Source organism: Nocardia sp. CA-135398 (assembly GCF_050955845.1).
In the GTDB taxonomy this organism is placed as follows: Bacteria; Actinomycetota; Actinomycetes; order Mycobacteriales; family Mycobacteriaceae; genus Nocardia.
Map to the genome: position 1 here is coordinate 5,660,909 of NZ_CP192084.1, position 26,891 is coordinate 5,687,799.

General features: G+C 65.5%; 28 protein-coding genes and 2 pseudogenes. 14 read left to right on the plus strand and 16 right to left on the minus strand.

Translation table 11 applies throughout. The features are described from left to right. Positions 1-137: 137 nt before the first annotated feature. Both ACQP1T_RS24690 and ACQP1T_RS24695 read left to right on the plus strand, forming a co-directional pair. The gene (locus ACQP1T_RS24690; RefSeq protein WP_433755432.1) at positions 138-794 is read left to right on the plus strand and encodes a response regulator transcription factor; all 657 of its coding nucleotides are present in this window, start codon (positions 138-140) and stop codon (positions 792-794) included. Next, complete coding sequence (locus ACQP1T_RS24695) at positions 791-1,975, plus strand: sensor histidine kinase (RefSeq protein ID WP_433755433.1); 1,185 nt, start codon at positions 791-793, stop codon at positions 1,973-1,975. The genes ACQP1T_RS24690 and ACQP1T_RS24695 overlap by 4 nt, the downstream gene beginning before the upstream one ends. A 17-nt stretch (positions 1,976-1,992) precedes the next feature. On the opposite strand, the gene ACQP1T_RS24700 is transcribed toward ACQP1T_RS24695, so the two are convergent. Together ACQP1T_RS24700 and ACQP1T_RS24705 are read right to left on the minus strand one after the other, a co-directional pair. Further along, positions 1,993-2,385: a hemophore-related protein gene (locus ACQP1T_RS24700; protein ID WP_433755434.1), complete on the minus strand. Its 393-nt coding sequence runs from the start codon at positions 2,383-2,385 to the stop codon at positions 1,993-1,995. A 90-nt stretch (positions 2,386-2,475) separates the two neighbouring features. After that, positions 2,476-3,111 carry a class I SAM-dependent methyltransferase gene (locus ACQP1T_RS24705; protein WP_433755435.1) on the minus strand — a complete coding sequence of 212 codons (636 nt, stop codon included), beginning with the start codon at positions 3,109-3,111 and terminating at the stop codon, positions 2,476-2,478. Between the two features lie 61 nt (positions 3,112-3,172). On the opposite strand from ACQP1T_RS24705, the gene ACQP1T_RS24710 reads away from it, so the two are divergent. From ACQP1T_RS24710 to ACQP1T_RS24725, 4 genes and pseudogenes are all read left to right on the plus strand, one after another. After that, positions 3,173-3,673 carry an N-acetyltransferase family protein gene (locus ACQP1T_RS24710; RefSeq protein ID WP_433755436.1) on the plus strand — a complete coding sequence of 167 codons (501 nt, stop codon included), beginning with the start codon at positions 3,173-3,175 and terminating at the stop codon, positions 3,671-3,673. Positions 3,674-3,823: 150 nt separating this feature from the next. Beyond that, positions 3,824-4,429, plus strand: coding sequence for a GNAT family N-acetyltransferase (locus ACQP1T_RS24715; RefSeq protein WP_433755437.1), 606 nt, complete (start codon positions 3,824-3,826; stop codon positions 4,427-4,429). Between the two features lie 34 nt (positions 4,430-4,463). Continuing rightward, positions 4,464-4,793, plus strand: a pseudogene (locus ACQP1T_RS24720) (GNAT family N-acetyltransferase); the annotation flags it as partial. A 277-nt stretch (positions 4,794-5,070) separates the two neighbouring features. Beyond that, on the plus strand, positions 5,071-5,517 hold the full coding sequence (locus ACQP1T_RS24725; RefSeq protein WP_433755438.1) for a DUF4189 domain-containing protein: 447 nt from the start codon (positions 5,071-5,073) through the stop codon (positions 5,515-5,517). 44 nt (positions 5,518-5,561) lie between these two features. Here ACQP1T_RS24725 and ACQP1T_RS24730 read toward each other — a convergent pair whose 3' ends face one another. Together ACQP1T_RS24730 and ACQP1T_RS24735 are read right to left on the minus strand one after the other, a co-directional pair. After that, on the minus strand, positions 5,562-6,056 hold the full coding sequence (locus ACQP1T_RS24730; protein WP_433755439.1) for a pyridoxamine 5'-phosphate oxidase family protein: 495 nt from the start codon (positions 6,054-6,056) through the stop codon (positions 5,562-5,564). Positions 6,057-6,252: 196 nt separating this feature from the next. Continuing rightward, entirely contained in the window at positions 6,253-7,323 is a 1,071-nt protein-coding gene (locus tag ACQP1T_RS24735) for a fatty acid desaturase family protein (protein WP_433755440.1), read from the minus strand. Between the two features lie 455 nt (positions 7,324-7,778). Here ACQP1T_RS24735 and ACQP1T_RS24740 point away from each other — a divergent pair, with 455 nt between their 5' ends. Further along, a complete protein-coding gene (locus ACQP1T_RS24740; RefSeq protein WP_433755441.1) occupies positions 7,779-8,393 on the plus strand; it encodes a class I SAM-dependent methyltransferase in 615 nt (204 codons plus the stop codon). A gap of 79 nt (positions 8,394-8,472) precedes the next feature. Here the strand turns inward: ACQP1T_RS24740 and ACQP1T_RS24745 are convergent, their stop codons facing one another. The 3 genes from ACQP1T_RS24745 to ACQP1T_RS24755 form a co-directional block, all read right to left on the minus strand. After that, positions 8,473-9,684, minus strand: a complete 1,212-nt coding sequence (locus tag ACQP1T_RS24745) for a hypothetical protein (protein ID WP_433755442.1) — start codon at positions 9,682-9,684, stop codon at positions 8,473-8,475. A 206-nt stretch (positions 9,685-9,890) separates the two neighbouring features. After that, the gene (locus tag ACQP1T_RS24750; protein WP_433755443.1) at positions 9,891-11,036 is read right to left on the minus strand and encodes a glycoside hydrolase family 76 protein; all 1,146 of its coding nucleotides are present in this window, start codon (positions 11,034-11,036) and stop codon (positions 9,891-9,893) included. Between the two features lie 177 nt (positions 11,037-11,213). Beyond that, the gene (locus tag ACQP1T_RS24755) at positions 11,214-11,972 is read right to left on the minus strand and encodes a LuxR C-terminal-related transcriptional regulator (RefSeq protein WP_433755445.1); all 759 of its coding nucleotides are present in this window, start codon (positions 11,970-11,972) and stop codon (positions 11,214-11,216) included. A 186-nt stretch (positions 11,973-12,158) separates the two neighbouring features. On the opposite strand from ACQP1T_RS24755, the gene ACQP1T_RS24760 reads away from it, so the two are divergent. Further along, entirely contained in the window at positions 12,159-12,749 is a 591-nt protein-coding gene (locus tag ACQP1T_RS24760; RefSeq protein WP_433755446.1) for a hypothetical protein, read from the plus strand. A 163-nt stretch (positions 12,750-12,912) separates the two neighbouring features. On the opposite strand, the gene ACQP1T_RS24765 is transcribed toward ACQP1T_RS24760, so the two are convergent. Further along, positions 12,913-13,434: a DinB family protein gene (locus tag ACQP1T_RS24765; RefSeq protein WP_433755447.1), complete on the minus strand. Its 522-nt coding sequence runs from the start codon at positions 13,432-13,434 to the stop codon at positions 12,913-12,915. A 54-nt stretch (positions 13,435-13,488) separates the two neighbouring features. Then, on the minus strand, positions 13,489-14,016 hold the full coding sequence (locus ACQP1T_RS24770) for a TetR/AcrR family transcriptional regulator (RefSeq protein WP_433755448.1): 528 nt from the start codon (positions 14,014-14,016) through the stop codon (positions 13,489-13,491). Positions 14,017-14,144: 128 nt separating this feature from the next. Between ACQP1T_RS24770 and ACQP1T_RS24775 the strand changes: the two genes are divergently transcribed. Continuing rightward, positions 14,145-14,675: an anthrone oxygenase family protein gene (locus ACQP1T_RS24775; RefSeq protein WP_433755449.1), complete on the plus strand. Its 531-nt coding sequence runs from the start codon at positions 14,145-14,147 to the stop codon at positions 14,673-14,675. Between the two features lie 81 nt (positions 14,676-14,756). Here ACQP1T_RS24775 and helR read toward each other — a convergent pair whose 3' ends face one another. After that, entirely contained in the window at positions 14,757-16,967 is a 2,211-nt protein-coding gene (helR, locus tag ACQP1T_RS24780) for an RNA polymerase recycling motor ATPase HelR (RefSeq protein WP_433755450.1), read from the minus strand. Between the two features lie 514 nt (positions 16,968-17,481). Next, positions 17,482-18,048 carry a hypothetical protein gene (locus ACQP1T_RS24785; RefSeq protein WP_433755451.1) on the minus strand — a complete coding sequence of 189 codons (567 nt, stop codon included), beginning with the start codon at positions 18,046-18,048 and terminating at the stop codon, positions 17,482-17,484. A gap of 148 nt (positions 18,049-18,196) precedes the next feature. On the opposite strand from ACQP1T_RS24785, the gene ACQP1T_RS24790 reads away from it, so the two are divergent. Continuing rightward, positions 18,197-18,601, plus strand: a complete 405-nt coding sequence (locus ACQP1T_RS24790; protein WP_433755452.1) for a peptidase inhibitor family I36 protein — start codon at positions 18,197-18,199, stop codon at positions 18,599-18,601. Between the two features lie 188 nt (positions 18,602-18,789). Here ACQP1T_RS24790 and ACQP1T_RS24795 read toward each other — a convergent pair whose 3' ends face one another. Then, positions 18,790-18,966: a hypothetical protein gene (locus tag ACQP1T_RS24795; protein WP_433755453.1), complete on the minus strand. Its 177-nt coding sequence runs from the start codon at positions 18,964-18,966 to the stop codon at positions 18,790-18,792. Between the two features lie 157 nt (positions 18,967-19,123). Between ACQP1T_RS24795 and ACQP1T_RS24800 the strand changes: the two genes are divergently transcribed. Next, complete coding sequence (locus ACQP1T_RS24800) at positions 19,124-19,693, plus strand: YdcF family protein (protein WP_433755454.1); 570 nt, start codon at positions 19,124-19,126, stop codon at positions 19,691-19,693. A 36-nt stretch (positions 19,694-19,729) separates the two neighbouring features. Next, positions 19,730-20,203: a nuclear transport factor 2 family protein gene (locus tag ACQP1T_RS24805; protein ID WP_433755456.1), complete on the plus strand. Its 474-nt coding sequence runs from the start codon at positions 19,730-19,732 to the stop codon at positions 20,201-20,203. Between the two features lie 31 nt (positions 20,204-20,234). On the opposite strand, the gene sigJ is transcribed toward ACQP1T_RS24805, so the two are convergent. Together sigJ and ACQP1T_RS24815 are read right to left on the minus strand one after the other, a co-directional pair. Beyond that, complete coding sequence (sigJ, locus tag ACQP1T_RS24810) at positions 20,235-21,131, minus strand: RNA polymerase sigma factor SigJ (protein WP_433755457.1); 897 nt, start codon at positions 21,129-21,131, stop codon at positions 20,235-20,237. Further along, positions 21,128-22,312: an NAD(P)/FAD-dependent oxidoreductase gene (locus tag ACQP1T_RS24815; RefSeq protein WP_433755458.1), complete on the minus strand. Its 1,185-nt coding sequence runs from the start codon at positions 22,310-22,312 to the stop codon at positions 21,128-21,130. The genes sigJ and ACQP1T_RS24815 overlap by 4 nt, the downstream gene beginning before the upstream one ends. 146 nt (positions 22,313-22,458) lie before the next feature. Here ACQP1T_RS24815 and ACQP1T_RS24820 point away from each other — a divergent pair, with 146 nt between their 5' ends. Beyond that, entirely contained in the window at positions 22,459-23,124 is a 666-nt protein-coding gene (locus ACQP1T_RS24820) for a hypothetical protein (protein WP_433755459.1), read from the plus strand. A 67-nt stretch (positions 23,125-23,191) separates the two neighbouring features. On the opposite strand, the gene ACQP1T_RS24825 is transcribed toward ACQP1T_RS24820, so the two are convergent. Together ACQP1T_RS24825 and ACQP1T_RS24830 are read right to left on the minus strand one after the other, a co-directional pair. Further along, on the minus strand, positions 23,192-24,163 hold the full coding sequence (locus tag ACQP1T_RS24825) for an alpha/beta hydrolase (protein ID WP_433755460.1): 972 nt from the start codon (positions 24,161-24,163) through the stop codon (positions 23,192-23,194). Between the two features lie 328 nt (positions 24,164-24,491). Continuing rightward, on the minus strand, positions 24,492-25,412 hold the full coding sequence (locus ACQP1T_RS24830) for a LysR family transcriptional regulator (protein WP_433755461.1): 921 nt from the start codon (positions 25,410-25,412) through the stop codon (positions 24,492-24,494). Positions 25,413-25,487: 75 nt separating this feature from the next. Here ACQP1T_RS24830 and ACQP1T_RS24835 point away from each other — a divergent pair. Further along, a pseudogene (locus ACQP1T_RS24835) lies at positions 25,488-26,726 on the plus strand (MFS transporter); the annotation flags it as partial. Between the last annotated feature and the right edge of the window lie 165 nt (positions 26,727-26,891).

Below are 26,891 nucleotides of genomic sequence, written 5' to 3' on the forward strand. Positions count from 1 at the left end.
CTGCTATCAGCTACTACAGAGCACACGCCGAGCAGATTGAATCACTACCCATCGCCGGATGCGCCGAAATCGCCAACTCGACGCGGCATCTGTCGCCCTAACAGCGCCCTGACAGCGACAACAGGCACGATGGTCGGATGCGGGTATTGGTGGTCGAGGACGAGCGGTTGCTGGCCGATGCGATAGCCGATGGGCTGCGGCGACATGCGATGGCGGTCGATGTGGTGTACGACGGCGCGGACGCGCTGGAGCGAGTCGGCGTGAACGACTACGACGTGATCGTTTTGGATCGCGATCTACCGACGGTATCCGGGGATTCCGTCTGCACCGCACTCACCGAGACGGGCAGCGACGCCAGGATCCTGATGCTGACGGCCGCCGCCGCGGTGGCCGAGCGGGTCGCTGGGCTCAAACTCGGCGCCGACGACTATCTGACCAAACCGTTCGCATTCGCCGAATTGGTGGCCCGGATTCAGGCATTGGGACGGCGCGCGCGTCCCGCGACGCCGCTGGTGCTGGAGCGGGCCGGGATTCGGCTCGACCCGCATCGACTGACCGTCACCCGTGACGACGAGCCTGTTTCGTTGTCGCGCAAGGAGTTCGCGGTACTTACCGAGTTATTGCGTGCCGACGGCGGGGTGGTGTCGGCCGAGCAGTTATTGGAGAAGGCATGGGACGAGAACATCGATCCGTTCACGGGGGTGGTGCGATACACGATCATGATGGTGCGCCGAAAATTGGGCGATCCGCCGGTGATCGAGACCGAGGCGGGCGTGGGGTACCGCATCCGATGAGGGGCAGTACCATTCGGCTCCGGCTCACCCTGCTCTATGCGGGCGCGTTCTTCATCGCCGGGGCGATTCTGGTTGCGCTGATGTATTTCTATCTCGATCGGTCGCTGGATCGGCGGCACGGCATGGGTGCCCAGATTCTCGTGCGCGAGTACCTGGCCAAGCGAAACCGGCCGATCGTCACCGAGGAGTTGTACCAGGCGCTGACCGCGCAGGCCGCCAAGGAGCGCCGCGACACCCTGGAGGCGATGCTCGTTTGGTCGCTGGTGTCCCTCGGCGCGATCGGGATCGTCGCGGGGGGACTGGGTTGGCTATTGGCCGGGCGGGCCCTGCATCCGCTGCAGCAGATCACCGCGACCGCGCGGCGGGTGGCCGATCGCAGTCTGCACGAGCGGATCGCGCTGACCGGACCCGATGACGAAATCAAGGATCTGGCAGACACTTTCGACGCCATGCTGGAGCGGCTGGATCGCGCCTTCGACGGCCAGCGGCGTTTCGTCGGCAATGCCTCACATGAACTGCGCACACCGTTGACCATCAATCGCACCTTGATCGAGGTGGCGCTGGACGATCCCGACGCACCCGAATCGACGCGACGGCTCGGGGCAACGCTTTTGGAGGTCAATAATCGGCACGAGCGACTGATCGACGGACTGCTCGTGCTCGCCAGCAGTGAGCAACGGCTCATCGAGCGCAGTCGGGTCGATCTGGCCGAGGTGGCCCGCCGGGTGGTCACGGTCGCGGGCGATACCGCCGCCCGGGCCGGTATCGAGATCCGCACCGATATCGAGGCGGCTCCGGTCTCCGGCGATCCGGTGTTGCTGGAACGCCTGGCACAGAACCTGGTGGACAACGCGATTCGCTATAACGTCGACGAAAACGGTTGGGTTTCGATCAGATCCGCTAGTTCTGCGAGCCATGCCCAACTCGTCGTGGAGAATACCGGCCCGATCGTTCCTGCCTTCGAAGTCGACGGACTCTTCGAACCCTTCCGCAGACTGTCCTCCGGCGAGCGGGTCGCCGAATCGGCGCATGCACCGAACAGTCGAGGCGCGGGGCTGGGACTATCGATCGTGCGGTCCGTCGCGCACGCGCACGGTGGCGAAGTCCGGGCGACCGCGCGGCCCGAAGGCGGACTCACCGTCACGGTCACCATCGAAAACCGAACGGGCGACGCCGGATAGCGCCGCCCGCGTTCGATTCAGTAGTTGTGGCAGGTGTTCGCGATCTGCCGCAACCTGTCGATCTTCTGCTGGCCCTCGGGCGAATTGCGCTTCTCCTCGATCTTGGTCCGCGCATTCGGGTGGTTATCGAGCCACTGCTGGGCGCGCTGTTTGCGCTGCTCGACCGGCAGCCCGAGGAATTCCTGCAGCTTCGCCTTGCGCTCGGGATGGCTGTCCAGGCGTTCGGCGAGCTTGGGCGCCTCGGCGTGAATGGCCGCATCCACCTGCGCGAAGCTGCATGTCGTCTCGATCAGTCCGCCGCCGATGCCCGGTTGCGCCGAAGCGGTTCCGGGAACCAGTAGCGCCCCCGCCGCCAGCAGACCGCCGAGCGCGACAGCGGTTCGCACGAATCCGGTACGGGTATGTGTCATGACGAATGACCCTTTCCATTGGCGATCGGGTCACGGCAGGCAGTGCCGCGACCCGATGCACAGTCCACCAGGACCGGTGTTTGCACAGCGCTAGGAACGGCGCACCCGGGCAAGCCAGGCCGCCTCGTCGACAATGCTGCCCGGGGTGAGACCGAGTTCGGCTGCCTCGACGACCGCCGCGCTGACGCGTCCGCGGTAGCGTGCGACCTCCAGTTCCTCCAACTCCCAGCCCGCGCCGAACGCCTCGGAGATCGCGGAGCGGCTGATGCGCGGGCCGAAGCCGGGTTCGGCATCCGAGAGCGCGAGGATGTGGAGATACCCGCCGGGCTTCAGCACGCGATGCAGGCTGCGCACATAATCGGACGGATCGCCATTGTCGTGGGCGAAGACATGGAACAGCGCGCTGTCGAGAATGGTGTCGTAGCGCGGCTCCTCCCCCAGATCCAACGCGTCGGCCACCTCGAACCGCGCGGCCACGCCGTGCTCGCGCGCATTGGCCCTGGCATATGCGATCGCGCTCGGCGCCAAATCCACCCCGAGCACGTCATGGCCGAGCTCGGTCAGCCGAATGGTGTGCTCACCGGCACCACACCCCACGTCGAGCACCGCACCCCTGATCCACCCCTGCTCGATCAGTTCGAGCACCGCGGGCTGCGGCTCACCGATCACCCACGGCGCTGACCCGTTGTCATAGACGGCATTCCAGAATTCCGGCGGTCGATTCATACCCCCCAGCCTTCAACCTCAACCAGGGTTCATGTCAACCCGATCCGGCTACATTGCGTTGATGACCGATTCCCCGAACCTGCGCCCCGCCCGCCGCGAGGACGCCGAATCCATCGCCGCCATCTGGTACGACGGCTGGCGCGACGCCCACCTCGGCAACGTCCCCGACGAACTCATCGCCGTCCGCCCACCGGAATCGTTCGGTGTACGCGCCGCACAGCGAATCGACGACACTGTCGTCGCGATCATCGATGACGAAGTGGCCGGTTTCGTCATGACCCTCGACGACGAAGTCGACCAGGTCTACTTATCCCGCCGCCACCGCGGCACCGGAATCGCCGCAACCCTGCTCGAGGCTGCTGAGCAGCGCATACGTGCTGGCGGATATTCGCGCGCCTGGCTAGCTGTAGTTCCGGGCAACACCCGAGCCCGTGCCTTCTACGCCCGGAACGGGTGGATCGATGAGGGCCTTTTCAGTCACCAGGCGCCGGGACCCGATGGGCCTGTGTCTGTTCCTGCTCACCGCTACGTCAAGCAGTTCGATCTTTCGCCGGAGAACTAGCGCGCCCGCGCGAAACGTGGCGAATTGCGGTTTGCCAGGTAATTCGCGACGCACCAGGTTCCTCGCATGCCTTACCGATCCTCGGAACACGTGAGCCCTGCCGACGTTATTGCGTTGCCGTATATCGGACCAAGCTGCCAACATCTCGAGATGACCACCGAGCAACCAGCCGCGCTTGCGCCCGGAATTGCGCCGCCTCAGCAGATCAACCTCGGTGACCTGCTGCTGCGCCGTTGGCAGCCCGAGGATCTGATGCCACGATTCGACGCGGTCACCGCCTCTTTCGACCACCTCCATCCATGGATGGACTGGCTCGCCGAACCCACAACACTCGAGCAGCAACGCACCTTCGGCGACGTGATGGCGACGAGTTGGCCGAGCCCCGACGGAAGTTGCAACTACGGCATCTTCGACGTCGACGGGACTGTACTCGGCGCGATCGGAATCCACGACCGCGTCGGCCCACGCACACTGGAAATCGGCTACTGGTGCCATATCGCACATACCGGCCGAGGAGTAATCACCCGCTCCGCCGCCGCCCTGACTCGAATCGCATTAGCCCTCCCCGGCATCGACCACGTCGAAATCCACTGCGACGAAGCCAATATCCGCAGCGCCGCAGTCCCCCGCCGACTCGGATACCGACTCGACCGGATCGCACCACGCGAGGTACGCGCCCCCGCGGAATCGGGCCGCGGCATGTTCTGGATCGAAGACGGCCAGAGCCGGATGGTGTCAGCGTCTCCTCGACGGTAAACCAGCCGGACAAACATGGGGATGGACACTCAGCCCAAATGCGGCCTGGTGGAATAACTTTCAACCAGACAGCACGACCGTCGACCGCGATACCATCACCGCCGAAGACGGCACCCGCACCTTCGCGCTATCGGAAATCATGGTGTGCGCGAACCACACCGGCCAAGGCTTGGCCCGAGCCCTGCACGACGAGCTGCTGAACAGCCGACCCGAGCGACGCTCAACACTCTTGGTCGAGCCGGACAACGAGCGCGCCTACCGGACATATCGAAACTGGGGCTGGACCCGCGTCGGGATCACCAAACCGAGCTGGCCCGACGCACCCACATTCGACGTGCTGATCCGCGACCTGCCGACTAGCTGACCGGGAACGCCTATGAACACTTCCGTCGACAAGTGCGAGCGATCTCGCAATCGGCGGGCTGAACGCCCGAAATACCATTACAACTATTGCAGCGCAAGCGATTTCGCCGGCGTCGATCGAGTTCCCCTCGGTGTGCGAAATCCAACGGGATATATCAATCATGGTGATAGCTAGCGGCGGGAATGTGATCCTCCAGGTTGATCGAGCGAATCAGACAGTGATCCGCGATGATTCGTCGGGTTTGTGTCTACACGTGTTCACAGAGGAAAAGTGTTTGATGAAGTTCATGGGTAAGGCCGTCGTCGCGGTCGCGGCGGTAGGTCTTGCGGCCGGGGCGGCGATCGGTGCCGGTACGGCGAATGCGGCCAGTCTCCACGGTGCGATCGCGTTAAGTGTCGAGAACTGGACCTACGGCACCGGCGTCGATGCGTTGAGCAGCGATGAGGCGATAGAGGAGGCCTTGGCCAACTGCAGTTGGGACGGTGCCTCCGACTGCGTCGTCTTGGTGACCTGGTCGGACGGCTGCGGCGCGCTCGTCTACAGCAACGACGCGGTAGGCCCCACCGCGGTGGGCACCGGTGCGGGCCGCGACCGGGCGAGCGCGCTACGCGGCGCCTATGCCAGCCTCGCCCGGTACTACCCTCCAGCGATGCTGGCCAATGTCGGTTCCGCGGACCTGTCGCAGACGGGGATCAGCGAAGTGGTCTGCACCGGCAACGCGTAATTCGGCGTCGCGAGCTTCGTCTACGCAGTGAATGGTTGGGCAGGTCAAAAGCGGAAGCGGGTTTGAGTGAATCCGTCGCCTTTGCCGAACGCGAGAATCTTGTCCGGGGCGACGGCGTAGACGTGGGCGATGCGGCCCTCGGCATCACCGAATCCGCTGTCGAGCACCGTGAAATCCCAGTCCAGTTTCGACTTCCACAGCCGTGCAAGGTTTTCCAGGACGGCCGGATCGACGACTCGGCGCGCTGTGCCCTCCACCACTACGTCGAGGCCGCTGTTCAACTGGTTCGTGCCGGTGGTGAGGATGCAACGGGGTTCCGCGGCAAGGTTTTTCGCCTTTTGCTCGTGAACTCCGGTCGCGATGTACAGGCGGTTCTCGTGCCAGATCGCGGGAATGGGAGTGACGTGTGGACGGCCGTCTTTGCGCACGGTCGACAGCCAGAAGATTCCTGCCGTGTTGAGCACCGCTTCCGTGGCGGACCACTCGACGGGTGTCGTGCCGGGTGAGCTGAAATCGGGATTCAGTGTACCGGTTGGCATCGTTGGCTCCTTCGGTCTCCAGGTCTCATTACCTATACCGACGCCATACGCGGTCGGATTTCATCGGTCGCCGCACAGCTGCCATAGCCCACCCGCCGCGAGGCCGGAGAACCGTGGTCGACGCCGGACCGGCACGACAAGCGGCGTAATCCCACAACGCGAGGGACTTTGTCGCCGTTGCCCGGCCCGGAACCGTTCATCTGGCGTCCAGGTGTCGGTCGGTGGTTCGCAGGGGCGCGCCGACGTGGTGCATGTGCCGCAGCGCCTCGCGGTAGGAGGAGAGCAGCCCGGTCTCGTGGTAGGGCACGCCGATTTCGGCGCAGTAGTCGCGGACGATCACCTGGGCGTGACGGAGATTCGGCGTCGGCATGCTCGGGAACAAGTGGTGCTCGATCTGATAGTTGAGGCCGCCGAGGGTGACGTCGGTCAGCACGCCACCGCGCACGTTGCGGGAAGTCAGGACCTGCCGGCGTAAGTAGTCAGGGCGGTCGTCGCCGGTCAGAGTTGGCATGCCCTTGTGGTTCGGGGCGAAGATGCAGCCCATGTACAGGCCGAACAGCGCCTGGTGGACAGCAAGGAACGCGAAGGCTTTGTCGGCAGGCAGAACCGCGAACAGTGCGCCCAGATAGGCGGCGAAGTGGCCGAAGAGCAGCGCGCCCTCCAATCCACGGTGTTTGACCGACCGATTTCTGAGCGCACGTGCGCCGGCCACATGGAGGTTCAGGCCCTCCAGCATCAGGAGGGGGAAGAACAGGAACGCCTGCGCCCTCCCGATGAGACGCGGCAGACCACGGCTGGCCCGCGCCTGCTGCTGTGACCAGACCAGAAGGTCGGGCGCGACATCGGGGTCGAGTTCCTCATGGTTCGGATTGGCGTGATGGCGGGTGTGCTTGTCCTGCCACCAGCCGTAGCCCAGGCCGATTCCGGCGTTGCCGACGAGTCGGCCCACGACCTCCGTCGTCCGCCGTAGCCGGAAGACTTGGCGGTGCGCGACGTCGTGCATGACGAGTGCGACCTGAGCGCACGTCACGGCCATGAGCGCCGCGACACCGAGCGTCCACCACGAGTCGCCGACGAGGACGAATCCCGCCCAGCCGGCCGCGAACGCGATCCCGACCAGGCTGAGCCGGACGGCGTAGTAGGCGGGACGTCGGTTCATCAGTCCCGCGTCGGAGATCCGGCGCAACAGACGGGCGTAGTCACCGCCGGCGCCGCCGCGCCGCGATGACGGTGGAAATGACTGTGGGACCACGGCCGGTGTCGTCATAGATCTTTCCTGAGAGCTGAGTCGCAGATGCCACCTCCGCCCGCCATCGATGCCGACCGGTCGATATCGACCGGAGATCTGATCCGGCGGGCACTGCTCGGTGTGTCCGGGCGGGGTGACGCTTTCGATACACCGAAGCTATCGGCCGGATTCTCATCCCATGTAATCCCTTGGTATGACATGGAATCGGACTGCGGGGTGATATCGGATGTCCACCGCATACCGAGCAGCTGGGACGCATGGTGGTGCAGAGGTCGCGGCTCGAACATCTTGCAGAGCGGGTAGCTGTGCCGTGCTCTGGTCGGGTGGTCGGTCTACGTGTGCGAATTCGGGCGTCGTCAACCGCCTGAAGTCCGGTGTCGATGGGCGGTCTGCACCGGCGGGGCCGCGCGCTCACTATCGGCACGGCAGTGGCACAGTGAGCCAGGGTGAGCCCGAGGGAAGAGGAACAGACCATGAGCGGACGTACCCCCAGCCAGTGGGAAGAACTCACTGCTGCCGACCCTGCGCATTCGACGTGGTACGTGGAGCGGTTCCGAGGAATGGCGGCCGAAGGCGCCGATATTGTCGGGGAGGCGCGGCTGATCGACGCGATGCTCGCCCGCGGTAGCCGAGTCCTGGATGCGGGATGCGGTCCGGGGCGTGTGGGTGCCTACCTGCATCGAGCTGGCCACGTCGTGGTCGGTGTCGACGTCGACCCGGTGTTGATCGCCGCGGCGGAGCAGGACTATCCGGGTCCGACCTGGATAGTCGGTGATCTCGCCGAACTGGATCTGCCGGGACGTGGGATCGCCGGCGACTTCGATGTCATCGTGTGTGCGGGGAATGTGATGACATTTCTGGCGCCGTCCACCCGGGAGACGGTGCTGGCCGGGTTCGTCCGCCATCTCGCCCCAACTGGTCGGGTGGTGGTGGGGTTCGGCGCCGATCGTGGTTACGAGTTCCCGCAGTTCCTGGCAGACGCCGAGAACGCCGGACTCACCGTGGATTTGCGGCTGTCGACGTGGGATCTACGTCCATTTATCGACGAGTCCGACTTCCTGGTGGCGGTGTTCTCGCGCGCAGACTGAAGCCTGCACAGCCCCAAGAAATCCCGAACCGACTGGGCTCCAGGGTGACGAGTTCTGTCTCGAACCAGTGGTATCGGAGTCAGGCTTCGGCGTCCCAGCCGGCCAGGATCTGCTGTGCCCTCAGGGTCAGGGTCTCATCGTCCGCGGGACCATATGCGGCAGCGCTGCGGGTCGCGGCCGCCGCGTACATCGCAGCGGCGTCCGCGGGGCGACCCAGCTCCTGGTAGCAGGAGGCGAGGTTGTTGCGGACTCGGATTTCGAATGCTTCAACACCGAATTCAGTGACGAACACTGCGACACGCCGCTCGATGTCCTCGAGTTTTTCGATCTCGGTGCCCGCGAGTTCTTCGATCGGCAACGACCCCGTCAGCTCCCTGCGTGGCGGGCCACTGAGGGCATCCGCGTGTAGACCGCAATACCGGCGCAGACACGCGGCCGGTATGGCCAGTTGCTGCGCTCCCTCCGGCATCCCAGCCCGCCGGACAAGACGATACAGCTCGGCAGCAGCTGGCTCGCAGGCTGCCGTGGCGGCGTCCAGGTGCCCGGCGGCGAGCTGTGCGAGCCCCAGGGCGAGACGGGTGATCAGAATGTCCAACGGCGCGGATTCGTGGGCCCTTAGTTCGGCGAGCACCTGCTCACAGATTCCGGTGGCCGTGTCGGGTTGCCCTGCCTGCGAAAGGCATACGGCCAGACATACTTTGCTACGCAGCACATCCGGGTCGTCCGGGGGCAGGCTCGGTGCGGCATCCGCGGCGCCCGCGCGCGCCAGTGCAAGCCCCTCGTCGACGCGCCCGGATGCTGCATAGACCCACGCGGTATCGCACAGCGCGGCGAGGGATCGAGCGTCGGTCTGCCCGAATTGCGTTGTGGCGTGGGCCTGTTCCGCCTCGACCAGCGAGATCGCCGACTCCAGATCGGAGTGGGTGTGATAGGCCACAATGACGGACACCAGGTTCGCGTACATGGGCTGTATAGCAGTGTGGCGGGCATGCAGGACTAGGTAGTACTCGGACAGGGCTGCCGAACACAACCGCAGCGATAGTGACAGCCGGGCGACGGAGTCCAGATCGTCCAGCGCGGCGTCGGATGCGCCGAGGCTGGTGTCGACGCCGACGATGCGCTCGTACAGTGCGGCCGCCGGCGCTCTTTGTTCCGCAATCTTTGCCCCGAAATCGACCTCGATCGCCTGCGCGAACAGCGCGATCCGCTCCGCGAGCGTGAGCGCTTCGCGCTGGCTGCGCCCCCGATCCGGGAGCGGTTGACCGTTGTTGTGCGGTGGCGTTGCCATCATCCCCCCGATATTGGCCCGAGCTACGACTCGATACCCCGACCAGATTACCGGCATTGCAGCTCCCATGAGCTGCACCCGGCATACGCCTTCGACGTGCACAAACCGCGCCCTCGCAATCCCAAACGTCCCCTGGCACAGGCGAAGCGGTTGAGCTGGGCGCGTGAGTGCGGCTGCTGTTCGGCCCACTACACCCGCCTGCCGTGGGCTCAGCGTCCCGCCGCGGTGAGCTGATAATCCGCTTCGAGCAGCATCCACCCGCTCAGCTGTACCGAGAGATCGCGGCTCAGGTTCGCCGAGGAATCGGCGGACGAGTGCGTGAGCGGGGGAAAGGTTCCCGGCTGCTCCGGCACCGCGACCGGACGCGTCCAGTCCGGACCGAACAGGGGTAGCCCATCCACCTCGGCGCGGTGTTCCCAGGCCGCCCGCGCGGAAGCGTGCACGATATTCGCGGCGGTGGTGTCGTCCAATGCCAGTGCGGCTTCGGCGAGATACCTGGCGAGGATACCCATGAACAGCCCGGAGTCGCCCCCGGAGGCCGCGGCGATCACACCCGCGTCCGTGAGCCGGTTCTCGGTTGCGGCAACGAGTGCTGCCACGCGGCTGCGATGGCTCGATTCGCCTGTGCGCACTGCCAGCTCGGTTTCCAGCCCGATGGTTACGCCCTGGCTGTAGGTGCGGACAGACCGGTCCACTCGTCCGCCGGGCTCATGGACACCGTCGAGGATCAAGCCGCTGTCGGTGTCGCGTAATCGGGTGTGCAGGAAATCGGCAAGTTGTCGAGCGCGGGACAATTCGCCCAGACGCGCCATAGCGATACCGGTCGGACCGATCGCGGGGGTGTTGTAGAAATCGTCGCCGGACCGCCAGGGCACCGCACCGACGACCGGGTTCCAGCCGTCGATCAAGTCGGCCCGCAGATCCCCGATGGCGTCGCCGAACCCGACACCGAACAGCCGGTCGATGCGTTCGAGCGCCAGCACCAGCCATGACATGTCGTCGTAGTACCGGTTGGTCCAGCCGGTGAGATTGCGGGTCCGGATACCGCGTGCGAGGGCGACGACCCGGTCGATGCGTTCGGGGGTGCGGGCGCGGTAGGCGGCGTCCACCGCACAGTCGAGAAGGTGAGCTTGCCACCAGTAGCACCATCGCACGAACGACTGGTTCAGCAAGGGCGCCGGCCAGGCGAGCATGCCCAGCCGCATCCGCGGCTGGCCCCAGAGCGTGCGCACGTGTCGCTGCACGATCGCCTGCTCCGCCAGGTCAGCCCGCTTCCCGGGCTCCTCGGGGCCGGCTGACACCTTCCGCGTGACCGTCCCGGTCTGCGTCGGCTGCGCGATTGTGGTGAGTGCCATCGAGACTCCGGCCGCCGAAAGCACACCGCGCCGGCTGATCCCCTTGTTCCGGCGATCCATCCGCTCGGACTCCCTTTACTGAACAACATTCCCCGCAGCCGGAAACCGCGCGGCTACACCCTATCTCGCAACGACCACCACCGCGCGGCGCCGACCGGCCACCCCAGGGACCGCGGGCTAACCCGGGCGGACGAGGCCGAGACTGTGCGCTTTGCGCAGTGCCGAGACGCGGTCGCGCACACCGAGCTTGCGGTAGATGTTCTCGGTGTGCTTGGACACGGTCGCTTGGGTGATCGCGAGTCGGGTACCGATGGCTCGAGCGGTCAGGCCTTCGCACAGCAGGGTCAGGACTGCCAGCTCGCGTGGAGTGATCTTGTGTTCTGCGGGGTCCCCCGGTCCCGCGCCAGTGATGACCGCTGTCTCGTGGGCTTCGACGGTGTCGAGCAATGATCTGGCGAGCACGGCGTATTCGAGGTCGCGATCGCTGAATCCGACATCGCTGCGGCTCATGATGACACTTCGGATTCGACCCGGCCTCGCGGACAGCGGCAAAGCGAGCTGACGGTCGATGCCGATGGCGGCCTTACCGGCGCGATACCCCTCCCCTTTCCACCAGCCGTCGTCGGCGACCTCGTCCATGCTCAGCGGTGTCATGTCCCGACTATGCGCGTAATGCCGCAGCAAGGGATGGGATCGCATGTGCGCGTGGATGAGTGCGTCCAGCGGGGCCTCGTGCAACCAGTCCGGGGAGCCGGTGAGCGCGTGACCCGTGCCAGCGTCCCAGTTCAGGTCGACGAGCACAGCCAGGTCACACGGTAGGTCAGCGGTCAACCTCCGCATCAATAGCGGCCAGACCCGCACCGGCTGTTTCTCGGTGATGATCTCCAGCGCTAGATCGTGAATCTTCTTGGCAACCCCACCCGGCCGATCGGACACTCCTGCATTGTGCACCAACAGATCTCGCATATCAGCCGAAAGGAGAGACTGCTATACGCAAGTCTGCGTATAGCAGTCGGCACGGCGCGAAAACTACCGTTGTACTGCACGTAACCAGTTGGCCGACAAGCGCTTTCGAGATAATCGGAGGTTGTAGCGTGTCGGAGGCTCGAAAAGGGGAGAATCATGATGCGACGGACCATCGTGGCGACAGGATCGATATCCGAGGCGCAGCAGAATCCACGTTCCCGTGGTCAGCGACTCGTGATATCGGCAGCCACACTCCTGGCTGCCGCAGGGATCGCGGGGACCGCTCTCGCTGCCGCACCTGCCGCACACGCGGACGTCCCGTCGCTGTACCCGCTCTACACCTGGTGGAATCCGGAACGCGGCGACAACTTCACCACCGGCAACCTCAACGACGAGAACAGCGCCACCGCCGCCGATTACCTGCCCATCCGCAAGGAGGCATTCGTCTACGAGACCCAGCAGCCGGGAACCGTACCGTTGCACCTGTTCTGGAGCAACAGCCGCCAGGACAACTTCAGCACCGCGACACAGGTAGGTATCGATTCCGCCTACAGCGCCGGATACACCCACATCGGTATTCAGGGCTACATCAACACCAGCCAGGAGCCCGGCACACGCCCGCTGTACCAGTTCTGGAGCGAAGCCCGCCAGGACAACGTCGTCGCCGTCGATCAGACCACCATCGACTCCGCTTACAGCGCGGGCTATGTCCTCGTCCGCGTCGAAGGCTACGCGCCGTATTACTGATTCCCGACGTCCTTCCGACACCACCCCGGTCAACGGGCAGCCCATCTCCGGCATTATCGAAAATGCGGCGAACGCCCCCAATATCAATGGGGGCGTTCGTCGGTCGTGCTCACGGGAAGCGCTTCGCGATCGCCGCCGCGATCAGGAATGTCCTTGCCATGTCTCATTCGGTGTTCCGAGCCGCCCGCAGCAGCCGCAGCTGACCTATCTCGGTGGCGTTCTTCATCAGTTCGGCATTCACCCATGCGATGGTGTGGGCAACGGATTTGTCGGGGTCGTTCTGCCATGGAAATGTGGTGGGTGCGTCCAGGTCGGCGTGGTCCAAGACCGCCAGCCAGTTCTTGTGCAGGCTGCGCAACCAGTCAATGGTCGCAGGACCGGGTCCCGGCCACGTGATCTCGGTGCGGTCTCGTGGAGTGTGGCCCCGCAGGTGGTCGATGGTTACGCTCCACCACCATCCGATATGCCAGCTGATCCAGCCGATGGTGGGGACGGGGATCGGATCGGGCTCGGCGTCCGCCCAATCCGGCACCCAGTCGCCGGTCTCGTCTGGTCGCATTGTCCACGTCAAACCTGCTGGCTCCCAAAGGAAGTCGTCCTGCTCCATTCGCTCGAGATGAAATTCGAATAACGACCAGACCAGTTCGAACTGCCAACGCAGCACAGCGGAACGCGACGTAACCATGCGGGCATCCTGCTCGGCCACCACGATTCCGACAACTGATTTGTCCGACCGGGCTCAGCCGAACAGACCGGCGCGCGCCGCGGTCAAAGCCACTGCCGCGGCCGCGTCAGCAGCGCTGTCGTCCACCGGCTCACGGGTAATCAGCACGCGGAAATAGATCGGCGCCACAAGAGTTTTGATCATCTCGACGGGGTTCGTGCCGGCGGGCAGTTCACCGCGCTCGACCGCACGCGTCACGAGCGGCAGCGCCTTGCGAATGCGATCCCGGAAGGCGTGGCGGGTCGAGGCAGGTGGCGCGGCGTTGGACAGCATGACCGCGAGGACCGCCCGGCCGGACGGGCTGCTGATCCACGCGACCAGACTACGCGCCAACGCCCGAAGGTCGTCCTCGACCGAACCCGTATCAGGGATAGCGATTTCAGCTTCGACGCTCTCGGACAGCGCATCGGCGATCAGGTCATCCCGGTCGGCCCAGCGGCGGTAGACGGTGGTCTTGTGCACACCGGCCCGCTGGGCAACATTCTCGACGGTGAACGCGGCGTACCCGTGTTCGCTCAGCTCGTCGACGGTCGCGGCGAGCACGGCGGCGCGAACCTTCGGTCCACGTCCAAGGGGTGCGGTCATTGCAACTCCTCGTTGCGATATCGGGGTACAGCAGGCATGCTGACAATATCGCAACTCGATGTTGCGATATCGAGATGGGAGTTCCGATGTTGTCGAAATCCGTCCGGGCCGCGGCGCTGCTGTTCCCCGGCCTGCTCGCCGGGGCGTTCGGCTACGGCGCGGTCAACGTGCTGTACGCGTTTCGTGAAGTGCCCCTTGATGTTCGGTTCACCTTCCATACCGCGCTGATGCGCGTCAACGGCCCGGTGATGCAGTCACTGATGGGTCTCGCCGTGCTGAGCACGCTGATCCTGGCGATGCGGTCGAAGTCATCGCCGCGCTGGATCGCGGCGGGCGCCTCAGCGCTGACGTTCATCTCATTCCTGGTGACGCGCTTCGGAAACGTGCCGATCAACCAGCAGATCAAACGCTGGGCCGTAGCGGCGCCACCCAGCGACTACGCCGACATCCTGCGACGTTGGGAACTGTTCCATTTCACCCGAACCGGCTGCGCCCTGATCGCATTCATCCTCGTGATCACCGTCGTTATCGGTGCCAACCCGACCCACGACGACGCCGCGCGGCCCCGCTCCGCCGCCGACGAATCCCTGGCCGAAGTCGCCGCGACAACCCGGTGACGACGCAGGCCGAGACGGATGAAGGCATCACGGCCGTCGTCGGCGGCCCCGGTATCGCATCCGGGGCCGCACACGAATCGGTTAAGCCAACCCTCGATTTCCGGTCTCGGCGAGACCGCCGATTTCGGCGAGTCCGGTCAGGGCCTGCGGTAGCGGGCCCTGATGCAGGACACCGAGGCGCTGGGTGGCGCGGGTCAGGGCGACGTAGAGTTCGGCTGCGCCACGTGGCCCCTCGGCGAGAATTCGTTCCGGCTCTACGACCAGAACTGCGTCGAATTCCAGGCCCTTCGTCTCCGAGGCAGGCACTGTGCCCGGCACACCCGGTGGCCCGATCACGATGCTGGTGCCTTCGTGACCGGCTTCGTCGCGAACGAATTCCGCTATGGCATTGGGCAATCCGCCTTCGGACACCTGCTTGGCCCAGGGCTGGACGCCGCATGCGCGGACCGACTCCGGTGGCTGGACTCCGGGTGCGAACTCGGCGAGCAGCGCGGCGGCGACGGTCATGATCTCCGCCGGGGTGCGGTAGTTCACCGACAGCGAACGGTAGACCCAGCGGCCGGGCACGTACGGCTCGAACATCGCGTCCCACGATGTCGCTCCAGCCGCCGACCGGCGTTGCGCGAGATCGCCCACCACGGTGAAGGATCGGCCCGGGCAGCGCCGCATCAGCACTCGCCAGTCCATTTCGGACAGCTCTTGGGCTTCGTCGACTACGACGTGCCGGTAGGTCCAATCCCGGTCCGCGGCAGCACGTTCGACGAGTTCACGGGTGTCGCGCTCGAGGAAGCGCTCGGCGAGGTCCTCGGCGTAGAGCATGTCCTGGGCGAGCAGGCCGATATCGTCGTTCAGGTCCTCGCGCGTGATGAGCGTGTCGAATACGCCTGCGGCGTACTCGGCCTCGGCCTTGCGTTCCCGCTCGGCGGCGCGTGCCGCCGCCTCGTCGGCCACTGTGTCGCGGCCGAGCAGGTCGACCAGTTCGTCGAGCAGCGGCACGTCCGACACCGTCCAGGCCGCGCCGTCGGCCCGCCACAGCGACTGGTCGGCACCAGCCGCACGCAACCGCTCAGGGGACGAATACAGCTGTGCCAGTAGCATTTCCGGCGTCAGTATCGGCCAGAGTTCGTCGAGCGCGGCGGTGAACTGCTCGGTGTCGGCGAGCTCGGCGACCAGGTCCGCCCGCAGGTTCTCCCATGCTTCGCGATCTTTCCTGGTCAGCCAGCCGCGGCCGATTCTGGCTATTGCCCGTTCGGTGAGCACATACGTGACGATCTCGCTGAACACCGCGCGGGCCTCATTGTGCGGCAGCCCGCTCGCGCGTGCCTCCTCCCTGGCCCACTCCGCGGTCTCTGCATCGATCCGCACCGTGACGTCTTTCAGTTCGATCGGCACCGGATGCTCCGGCACCCGCTGCCGATCGGCGATGGCCGCCGCGAGCACGTCCAGGATCTTCAGCGAGCCCTTGAGTCGCGCGGCGTCCGGTGTGTCCTCGGCGGTGACGCGCAAACCGGGCATCAGGTCGCCTGTGGTCATGAACACGACGTTCGTCTCGCCGAGCGACGGCAGCACGCGGCCGATGTGGTCGAGGAACGCCGGATTCGGCCCGACCACCAGCACACCGTGGCGTTCCATCCGCTCCCGCTGGGTATAGAGCAGGTACGCGACGCGGTGCAGCGCCACCACGGTCTTGCCGGTGCCCGGGCCACCCTCGATCACCAGCACCCCCGGATGGTCGAGCCGGATGATCTGGTCCTGCTCGGCCTGGATCGTCGCGACGATGTCGCGCATTCCCGCACCGCGCGGCGCATTGACCGCCGCCAGCAGAGCCGCATCCCCTCGCTCGCCATCGCTGGGGCGGCCGAGCACCTCGTCGGTGAAATCGACAATTCGACGCCCGCGCGTGTGGAACTGGCGGCGGCGACGCATATTCTCGGGTGTCGCGGCAGTGGCCACATAGAACGCGCGCGACGCCGGAGCCCGCCAATCGAGCAGTAGCGGCTCGTACTCGTTCTCCTCATCGAAAATGCCGATCCGGCCGATGTAGGAATGTTCACCCGAAACGGTGTCCAACCGGCCGAAACACAACCCGTTGTCGGCCACGTCCAGCCGCTTCGCCTCCTTGGCCAGCGCACGCACCTCGACATCGCGTTCCATGGGTGTCCCGCCGGTCCCCCGCAATGCCGCGGTGTACTGACCCTTCACTCGCACGCGTTCGGCGTCGAGCCGCGTATAGAGCCCGGCCACATAGCTGCGCTCGGACTGCAATTCCAGTTCATACTCTCGAGTTGTCACATTCCCCTCCTTTCCTGGCTCGACGGATTCACGCGGAAACTGCTGCCCTTGTCGGTCCCACCACAGGTTCGACGTCCCCGCGCGCCCCACACGTCGACAGCAACACACGCACTTCGTGACTCCCATTTCCGCAGGTTCAGGCTTCGGCCAGTGATTCTGCGGCACGACCGGGGTCTTGCCGCAAGCCCCCGGGTGCGCTATAGATTGAATATGGAAGGGAGTTCCCTTTCCCGCACCGGGTCACGCCCGGACCGGCGACTTTGCGCTTGCCCTCCACATCGATCGTCTGACGACCACGACCAATTCACCAATGCTCTCCCGTGATCGACAGCGTTGCCACCCGATCAGGCGAGACACCGGCAGTCCCTCGTTGATAATCGACGGACCCCGTCCCGAACATGTTCTCCCCCAGCACCTCTCGTTGCCTCGTGAGCAGACCCGCCCGACAAGCCACCCCACGACCGGAGGAGCTATTCGTTTCCATGCACGAAAATGGATGCGCTCCTGAGGTGTCCTACTTCATGAGGCTGAGCAGGCCGAGCTGTGGTTCGAGTGCGCCGTCCTGGCCGAGCGCCAGGAAGTCCGGCTCGATGTCCGAGAGCGCGAGGTTCCCGGCACGTACCGCGCGGTAGCGCACGAACGACCAGAGGAAGACGTCCAGATTGTCGAAGCGGGTGCCGCCTTCGAGCACCTCCTCCTCGTGGAACCACACGGCCACTTGACCATTGGTGAGTACGACGTAGAGATTGCCGCCTCCGTCCGCACCGATCGAGTACACATCGTCGTCGGTCAATGCGGTCGTGTAGTCCGAATCGGTTATGCCGCAGTCGTTTCCGGCGAAATCGAAGCCGTAGGACCAGTCGAAGACATCCAAGAACTGCGGCAGCTTGCCGGAACGCACCCGGCGGTCGAACGCGGCCAGCGCCGCCGCGTCGGTGGGAGCCAGGCGCGCGAGAAACGGTGCCACCGATCGGGTCTGCTCGGGAACCTGGACGGCCGCGGTAGCGGGGAACCAACGCGCGAGGTCGGTATCGAGGTCGCGATCGGTGTAGCCGACCAGGTCGGCGAGGTCAAGCGTCACAGCGGAATTGTAGAAGTACCTCCGCGGCGCCCAACCAACCCGCTGATCTGCTGGATTAGTCGGTCGTTGGTCGGTCGTTGGTGGGGCCGCACAGAGTTGGTGTCAAGCCGTCGGAAGGCCGACACCGATTCTCACGAAGGACAGCACCATGAAAATCAACTACCGCGCCAACGCTATTCGCCGTTTGGTCCCGCTCGCCGCAGCCGTGCTGACATTCGGCACAGTCGCGGGTGGGGCGATGATCTCGGCCGCCCCGGCATCCGCGACACCGAGTTACGACTGCCCGGGCGGACTGTTCTGCGGCTGGGACGGCGCCAATGGCACCGGCAGCACGCTCTTTCAGTATGACGCGGGCTGCTTTCTGCACGACATCGGCAACGGCGGCGTCGGCGACCGTTTGACCTCCTACTGGAACCGCACCGGCGTAACCGTCGCGGTATACAACTGGACGGGCGAGCGCTGGCAACTGCTCGCATCCGTCCCGAACAACGCTCGCGGCACCCTGCCGTCCAGCGCGGACAACAAGGCCGACGCGGTGGAGATGTGCCGCTGAAATCTCGGCGGTATGTGAGTGCGAAGCAACGTCGCACTCACATACCCATTTTCGATCGAGGGTACGAAGTCGTCACGCAGTGTGTTGCCGCGAGATAGCATCAGTCGATTCCCACGCTGTCGAGGACCGCGACCGCCGGGACCCACCTGAACCAGGTGCAATCCCATGCGACGTACACAGAACGGCCCTCATAAATGTACGAAGATCCCGACCTGGCCCAGGCACAGGTCTTCTTGGAAATACTGGCGAATCGAGCCGAAACGCTGACCCGTGAATTGGGACTCGCCCGCCGCCGCAATCCGGCATACCGCGAAGAACTCGTGATCGAGCTGCGCGCGGTACAACGATTCATCGACCGCCTGCATCGCCGTTTCCCGGAAACCGACCCTGATCGCCATACCACTGAGTTCCGACGAACGACATCGGGGACGCAGCCGAGATATCGGTGAAAAGCCATGTCGCGGACCGGCTTTTCGAAGGGCTTGTGCTTGGCTGGACCCCGTGCGGAAACGGACTTGGCTTATGACGACCGGTCTCGTGCTCGTGCTGCTGTGGGGCGAGTGGGAGAACTGGCGCGCTTCCCGCAGGCTGGTGGGATCGGTCACGGGCACTTCCGAGGCCGTCGTGGTGCTCGGCTATCGCAATGCGGGCACACGCGCGAACCTCATGAACCGGTGGCGCGTGCGGGCCGGTCTGCGTTCGATCGACCCCACGGTCAGCACTCGTCTCGTGCTCTGTGGCGGGGCGTGCGCGGGTCCGCGGAGCGAGGCCGCGCTGATGGCCCGCTACGCCACGCAGACCTGCGGGTACCGTGGCGAGCTCGTCCTGGAAGATCAGAGCCGGACCACGTGGGAGAACATCAGTTTCGCCATCCCGTACCTGCAGGACGTCGATCGGATCAAAATCGTCTCGATTCCCCTACACGCCGAGAAGGGGCGACAATACCTGGCCCAGCAGCGCCCGGAGCTGGCGTCGCGTCTGGTGCGGGGCGCGGATTATCGGTTCGGTGAGTGGATGGCGGTGAAGCCGGTGGTGGCGATCTACGGCCTCTGGAAAGACGCCCGCAAGCGAGCGTTATTACGTCGGAGGTAATCGACGCGGCACAGCGGCACGGGCATGGTGGCAGGCATGGATGATCTCGGGACGACCACCACTCGCACCGTCGTCGAGGAGTTGCTGCGCCGGATCGGTGCGGGCGATCCGGACGCCACCGCCACGCTCTACGCCCCGGTCAGCGACTGGAAACTGAATTGGCCGGACAATGAGCACAACCGACCCGCCACCCCTTGGATCCGTCACCGTGCCACCCGAGCCGACGCCGCCGAACATTTTCGCGAGATCGCTCACCACCACGTGCCCGAACAGGTCGGCACCGTGATCGAACGCATCCTGGTCGACGGCCCGGATGCGGTGGTACTCGGTGAAATCCGCCAAACCGCCCGTCCCACCGGACGCGCCTACCGCTCCCGTTTCGCACTACACCTCACCGTCGAAAACGGCCTCATCACCCGCCACCACGTCTACGAAGACAGCCTCGCCGTCGCCAAGGCCTTCGACACACAGACGCCCGAGCACGACGGAAACGGTTCGAGCACACCGTAATCCGGCCGACTGGAACGGGTTTCCCGGACCCCTACCGGCTGATCCGGCGCGGAACGGCCACCGTGGCGAGTTTGTCCGGGTTGCGGATGGCGTAGAAGTTGGTGATCTTGCCCTCGATGATCTCCATCAGGAAGACGCCTTCGAGCAGGTCGCCGCGGTAGGCGACCATCGCGGGCGTGTTGTTGCAGGTGACCATCTCTATCCGAATGTCCGCCGTTGGCCTCCTGGTGTGGAGCAGATTGATGAGGACCGCGGCCACCTTATCCGCGCCCACCACCGGTCGCCGCGCAGCAGTGGCCTTGCCGCCACTGTCGGCGGTCCAGGTGACCTCGGGAGCGAGCAGCAAGAGCAGCCCGTCCGTGTCACCGGTGGCCGCCGCGGTCATGAACTGGTCGGTTATCCGCGCGATCTCCGCCGCGTCGACGGGCTCGAAGCGTTTGCGCCGCGCCTGCACATGCGAGCGCGCGCGGTGGGCCACCTGGCGCGCCGTCATCACGGATTTGCCCACCGCTGCGGCGATGTCGTCGTAGTCGAAGCCGAATACCTCGCGCAGCACGAACACCGCACGCTCGTCGGGTGTGAGTGTTTCCAATAGAACGAGCATCGCCATCGATACCGACTCGGCGAGCACGACGTCGGTCGACGCATCATGCTCGTCGAGCAGCAGCGGCTCGGGCAGCCACGGACCGACGTAGTCCTCACGACGGCGCGCGCCGGCCCGCACGGCGTTGAGCGCCTGACGGGTCACCAGCCGTGCCAGATACGACTTTGTGTCGCGCACCGTCGCCAGATCCACCTCGGCCCACCGCAGATAGCTGTCCTGCAGCACGTCGTCGGATTCGGTTGCCGAGCCCAGGATTTCGTAGACGATCGTGAACAGTAACGGCCGCAGCAGGGTGAAACGCTCGGTGTGCTCGTCGGTGGTCATGCGGACCCGACCATCTGCGCGATGGAGGCCGACCGTTCGGGACGCGGGCCGCCCTTGAGCCAGGCCAGCGAACCCGGCTCGCGGGCCTCCCTGCGGATCTTGGTTACCCCGAGCTTGCAGGTCATCTCCTTGATTCTCGCGCCCGCACGCCCGCCGATGTAGAGGTTCACCGCGATGTCGTCTTTGCGCGCGAGCTGTCGGATACCGGCGCGGCGGCCGAGACTGACGCAGGTTCCCAACAGGGCCAGGTCGATCGCCGCGGGTTCGGTGCCCGCGATGTGGCTCAGCACGGTATCGGCGGCCTGCGCTCCGAGCGGCGCCGCCCCCTGGCCGCTCATCCGCAACGGCTGCCCGGAGGGTGCGGCGGCGTCACCGGTCGCCACGATTCGCTCGTCGCCGACGCTCGTCAGTGTCTCATCGGTGAGCAACCGGCCGAGCGTATCGGTGCGCAGCCCGCTCTCGGCCGCCAGCGTCGGCACACCGAAACCTGTTGTCCAGATGGTGAGAGCGCTCGGACGCACCCCGCCGTCGGCAAAAACGACCGCATCCGGCCGAACCTCGGTCACCCTGTCGGCTTCGAGCACGACGACACCGTGTCGCGACATCCATCTGGCAACGTAACGGCGGCCAGGCGCACCCAGTGACGGCATCAGGCATCCGCCGCACACCAGCGTGACCATGCGACCTTGTTCGGCCAGCTCAGCGGCCACCTCGATACCGGTCGCTCCGCCGCCGACCACGGTGACCGGAGCATCCAGGGCCAACTCGTCCAGCCTGGCGCGCAGCCGCTGCGCGGACTCGAATTCAGCAACGGGGAAAGCGAACTCGGCCGCGCCAGGCACCGACGGAATCGCCGCGGTGCTGCCGACCGCATAGATGACATGGTCATAGTCCAGGGTGCCCCCCGACGCCAGCCGCACCGCGCGGGCGGCGGTGTCGATGCGCGTGGCGCTGTCGACCACCAACTCGATGCCTTCACCGAGCAGCGTGCCGTAATCGACCGTCGCCTCGCCGGTACCGGCCACCAACTGGTGCAACCGGATTCGATCGACAAACCGCGGGCGGGGATTCACCAGCGTGATATCGACGTCGGTGCGCAGCCGCAGATGATTGGCCGCGACGGTGCCGGCATAGCCACCGCCGACAACGACGACCTTGTGATGTGTGTTGTGTTCAGTCATGCCCTAGAGACACCGCCCAACGCCTGAACGTGACAGACCGCGACGTGACGTGCGTCACTCCGATCACGGCTCAGCGGCCCGCATGCACCGCTCCAGTTCGGTGGCACCGGCGACGATCTGTCGGAGCACATCGTTAATCTGCGAGCATGGTCAGACCTGAATCGGCACTGCGCCGTCTGCTGCGTGAGACAGGGAAACTGTTGCAACCGTACGGGTTTGACGGCTCTGACCCCAAGTGGATCCGGATCGAGCCGGGCGGTGTCGCATCCGTCGGCCGAACCCGAGTTTCCCGCACGTGGACCAGCGGACAGCAGGTGCTCGGATTCGGCTTGGAGCTGACCGCCACCCCGACAGCCTGGTGGGAATTCCGCAACTGGCGCAACGCACAACTGGGCCTACCGCCCACACCCCTGGAAGAGGCCACCGGCCCCGACCTGATCAGCATCCAAACCTTGCCGCAGGAGCTGACCGCATCGTGGTCGTTACGACTCGACCCGGAGCAGCCCGGCCAACATGTGCTGCAGACCGATATCGACACCATCCGCGCCGAACTCCCCCGACGCGTACACGCCTACGCGCGCAGGGCATTACGGCTGGTGGAGCCGGACCGATACCTCGACGAACTACTCACCCATCCCGACCCGCGCCTCGGCACTTGGGAGGCCATCGTCGTCCTGCTCGCCGATCGCGGACCGGGACCACAACTGGACAACGCATTCGACCAGCTCCGAAAGCATTTCGCGGAACGAGATGCGGCCTACGCGGAAGATGTCATCGCGTACGCGCGAAACCGAGCCGCCCTGGTGCACTGAGGCCACGGCGCTGGTCCTACAGCTACGCCGATGTGGCCGTGACCTCAGCGATCTTCCAATCCTGAGTTCAGTGCGCGCCGAGCGCGTCGAGGATCATCGGACGCGCCGCCGCGAGCGCTTGCTGCCAATAGGGCCAGGTGTGCGTTCCGTTGACGATGTCGAAGCGCCCGGGGATGCCGAGTTCGGCCATTCGATCACGCAGCATCTGGGCAGAGGTCAATGTCATCGCTTCGAGGGCCATCGCATTCACCGTGTTGCCGAATCCGTACGGCAGGTCGGGCGGGCCGGGCTGGCCATTGCCGGTCCAGACGTAGATCGGCAGCCCGCGCAGCGATTCCGCCTGGACGGTGGCATCGTTGCGGATCCAGGCGGGGTCACCGGCCGGACCCCACATATCGTCCACATTGAAGTTGCCCTCGTCCCACATGGCAGCGCGCATCGCTTCGTTCCAGAGCGGAAAAGTCGGGTGCACGAAGCCGGAAAATGATCCCGCGAACTTGAATTGGTCGCGATGCTGGCCAGCCAGTATCAGTGCGGCGTTGCCGCCCATGGAGGCACCGACGATCGCGTTGTTGGTGCGCGAAACGCCGAACCCTGCCAGGTACGCGGGCAATTCCTGGGTTAGGAATGTTTCCCATTTGTACGTCATCTGCTGATTATTGGTACTACTGGGGCGGTACCAGTCGGTGTAGAAGCTCGACCGGCCGCCGACCGGGAACACCAAAGTGACGTTGTCGCCCGCGAATTGGCGCAGCGCGTCGGTATCACTGGTCCACTGACTGTGATCGGCGGGCGCGCGGAGACCGTCGAGCACGTAGACGGCCGCGTTCCCGCCTCGGGCCGCCCACTGCACCTGGACCTTGATCGACCCCATGGTCGACGGCACGAACAAGTCCTGGTTACCACCCGCGGGGGTGCGCAGTTTCGGTGTGGCGCTGGCTTCCGCCGCACCGAGCGATGACAGCAGAACGGCCGCTGCCAGCGCAGCGCCGGTCTTGCGTAGCCAACCCCACTGATTTCCAGACCGTGCCGCACCCACCCGCACACCTCCTACCGATCGGAAAGATCATCATAGTTTGCGCGACAATCACTCTCGCCTCAGCTGACCGACTTCTTCACCAGCGCGCCGAGCCGTTCCTCATCGTCGGCCGTCGACTTCGTCAGCGCGAAGGCGGTCGGCCACATGGAACCTTCATCGAGGGTCGCGACGTCGGCCAAGCCGAAGGTCGCCTACCGCGACTTGATTTTCTCGGCGGCTCGGAGAAAGCAGACGACCTTGCCGCCCAGGGCATACGCGGGCATACCGTACCAGAGTTCGGCGTAGGAGCTGGGGCATTGGCCTTGGCGAAGGATGGATTCGTCCCTGGTCAATCGGTGCGATCCGCAGATTCGCCCGGCGAGCGGAATGCGTCGCGGATCGTGTCGCGGAGCCAGCACTGCGCCGGATCGGCGTCGAGGCGGGCGTGCCAGAGCAGTCGCACTTCGACCTCCGGCAGGGGCGCCGGGATCGGAAACCAGCGAAGGCCGAGGGGTCGGCCGTACTGTTCGGCGAGGCGTTGCGGGACGAGTCCGACGTACTGACTCGAGGCGACCAGGAGTGCGGCGACGGCGGAAGTGGGTACGACGGCCCCGACGTGGCGTTGCAAGCCCGCGGCCTCGAGTGCGTCGTCGAGTGGCCCGCGAGCACGACCACGGCGCGAGGCCGATACGTGTGGATGTCGGCACAGTTGGCGCAATGTCGGGCGACGACCCAGTGGGCTGTCGGCCCGAACGATGCCCACTATTCGTTCGCGGTACAGCACAGCTGACCGCATGTCGGGAGCGACGACTTCGCCGGCGCCGATATCCAGATCGACCGAGCCGTCGCGCAGAGCCTCGATGCTCTCGCTGCCCTCCGCGACGAAGCGCAGCGTCACGCCGGGAGCGACCGCGGCGGTGGCTTCGACCGCCACCGCCGCCAGGGTCGAGGCCACACCGTCGTTGATCCGAATGGTGAAGGTGCGCTGCAATTCTGCGACCGTGACCTCGCGATCGGCGCTGATCAGTGCCGATGCTTCGTCCAGCAGGGACCGCACCCGCGGCGCGGTGCGCAGCGCGAACGGTGTCGGAGCCATCCCACGACCGGCACGCACCAGAATCGGATCGCCCATCGCCCGCCGTAACCGGCCCAAAGCCCGGCTGGTCGCCGGGATGGACAGATGTAGACGCTCGGACGCCCCCGTCACGCTGCCTTCCTGGAGCAAGGCGTCGAACACCCGCAGGAGGTTCAGATCGAGCTGCTCTGGCACAGTTGCATTCTACGCAAGGATTGGTTGTGAAAGTTGCGTGGCGCGAAGACTGCCCACGTCCATACCGTCGTCGCCATGCAACTCAATGTTCTGAATCGAAGCACGGACCTGCCATCGCGTCCGGCCTCGCGGCGCGGCCTGCTCACGGTCATCTGTGCCTGCGTGGTGCTCGTCGTCGGCGTGGTCGCCGCGATCAATCTCGCCGTCCCGATGCTGGCCGCCAGCGCACTGCATCCGTCCGCGTCGGCGCTGGTCTGGATCGTCGACACCTATGTGATCGTCTTCGCCTGCCTGGTAATCCCCGGCGGCGCGGCGGGAGATCGCTTCGGGCGCAAGGGGATTCTGCTCAGCGGACTGGGCCTGTTCGCAGTGGGCGCGCTCATCTCGGCCGCGGCGCCCAATGTGGCGCTACTGCTGGCCGGGCGTGCGGTCACGGGTCTCGGTGCCGCCGCCGTACTGCCCAATACACTCGCTGTTCTGCTACATGCCGTTCCCGCCGAGCGGAAGAGCACGACGATCGCGGTCTGGGCATCGATGACCGGTATCGGTGGAGTTGTCGGCAATGTCGGTGGCGGAGCGATTCTTTCCGGCGGTTCGTGGCGTTGGCTGTTCGCCGGTGTGGTGCCGATCGCGCTGGTGCTCGCCGCGCTGGTGGGATGGATCGCGCCGGTGTCGCCGCGCCATGACCGTCGGCTCGACCCGCTCGGCGCGGTATTGCTGGTCGGTGCGTCGGTCGCGCTGTTGCTCGGAATCGTCCAGGGTCCGGAGTCGGGCTGGGACAGCGCGATCGTCATCGCCGGATTCGCCTGTGCCGCCGTGTTGTTCATCGTATGGACAATTGTCGAACTGAAAGTCGAACATCCGCTGCTGGATCCGCGGTTGTTCCGCCTCCCGGCTCTGCGCAGTGCCTGCCTCGGCATGACGGCGGTCTTCTTCGGGATGTTCGCGCTGTTCTACGTCAACGCTTCATTCCTGCAGTACGGCAAGGGATTCGACGCACTGCGGACCGGTCTCGGGATCATCCCGCTCACCGTCCCGATCATCCTCGGCGCGAAGCATGTCGGACGACTGGCACAGCGGATCGGACTCGACGCCACCACCGCGCTCGCATTCGCATTCGTCGGCGGCGGACTGCTCGGATTGTCCACGAGCGACGTACAGACACCGTATGTGGCATACGCCGCGTGGCTCGTCGTAATGGGAGTCGGTGTGGCGCTGGCACTTCCGACATTGTCCGGTGCGATCGCCGGGGCGCTGCCGCCGGAGCAGGCCGGGGTCGCGGCCGGATTGCAGGCCACCACCCGCGAATTCGGCAGCGCCCTCGGCGTCGCGGTCATCGGCACGGCGCTCACCGCGCAGTTCGTCGCCGCGCTACCGTCGGAGATCCGCGCCGACCACGATCCACACACCGTCGCCCAGGCACTCGCCATCTCGGACCGCACCAATGACGTTGTCGCAGCGTTCATTTCGGGTGCGGAC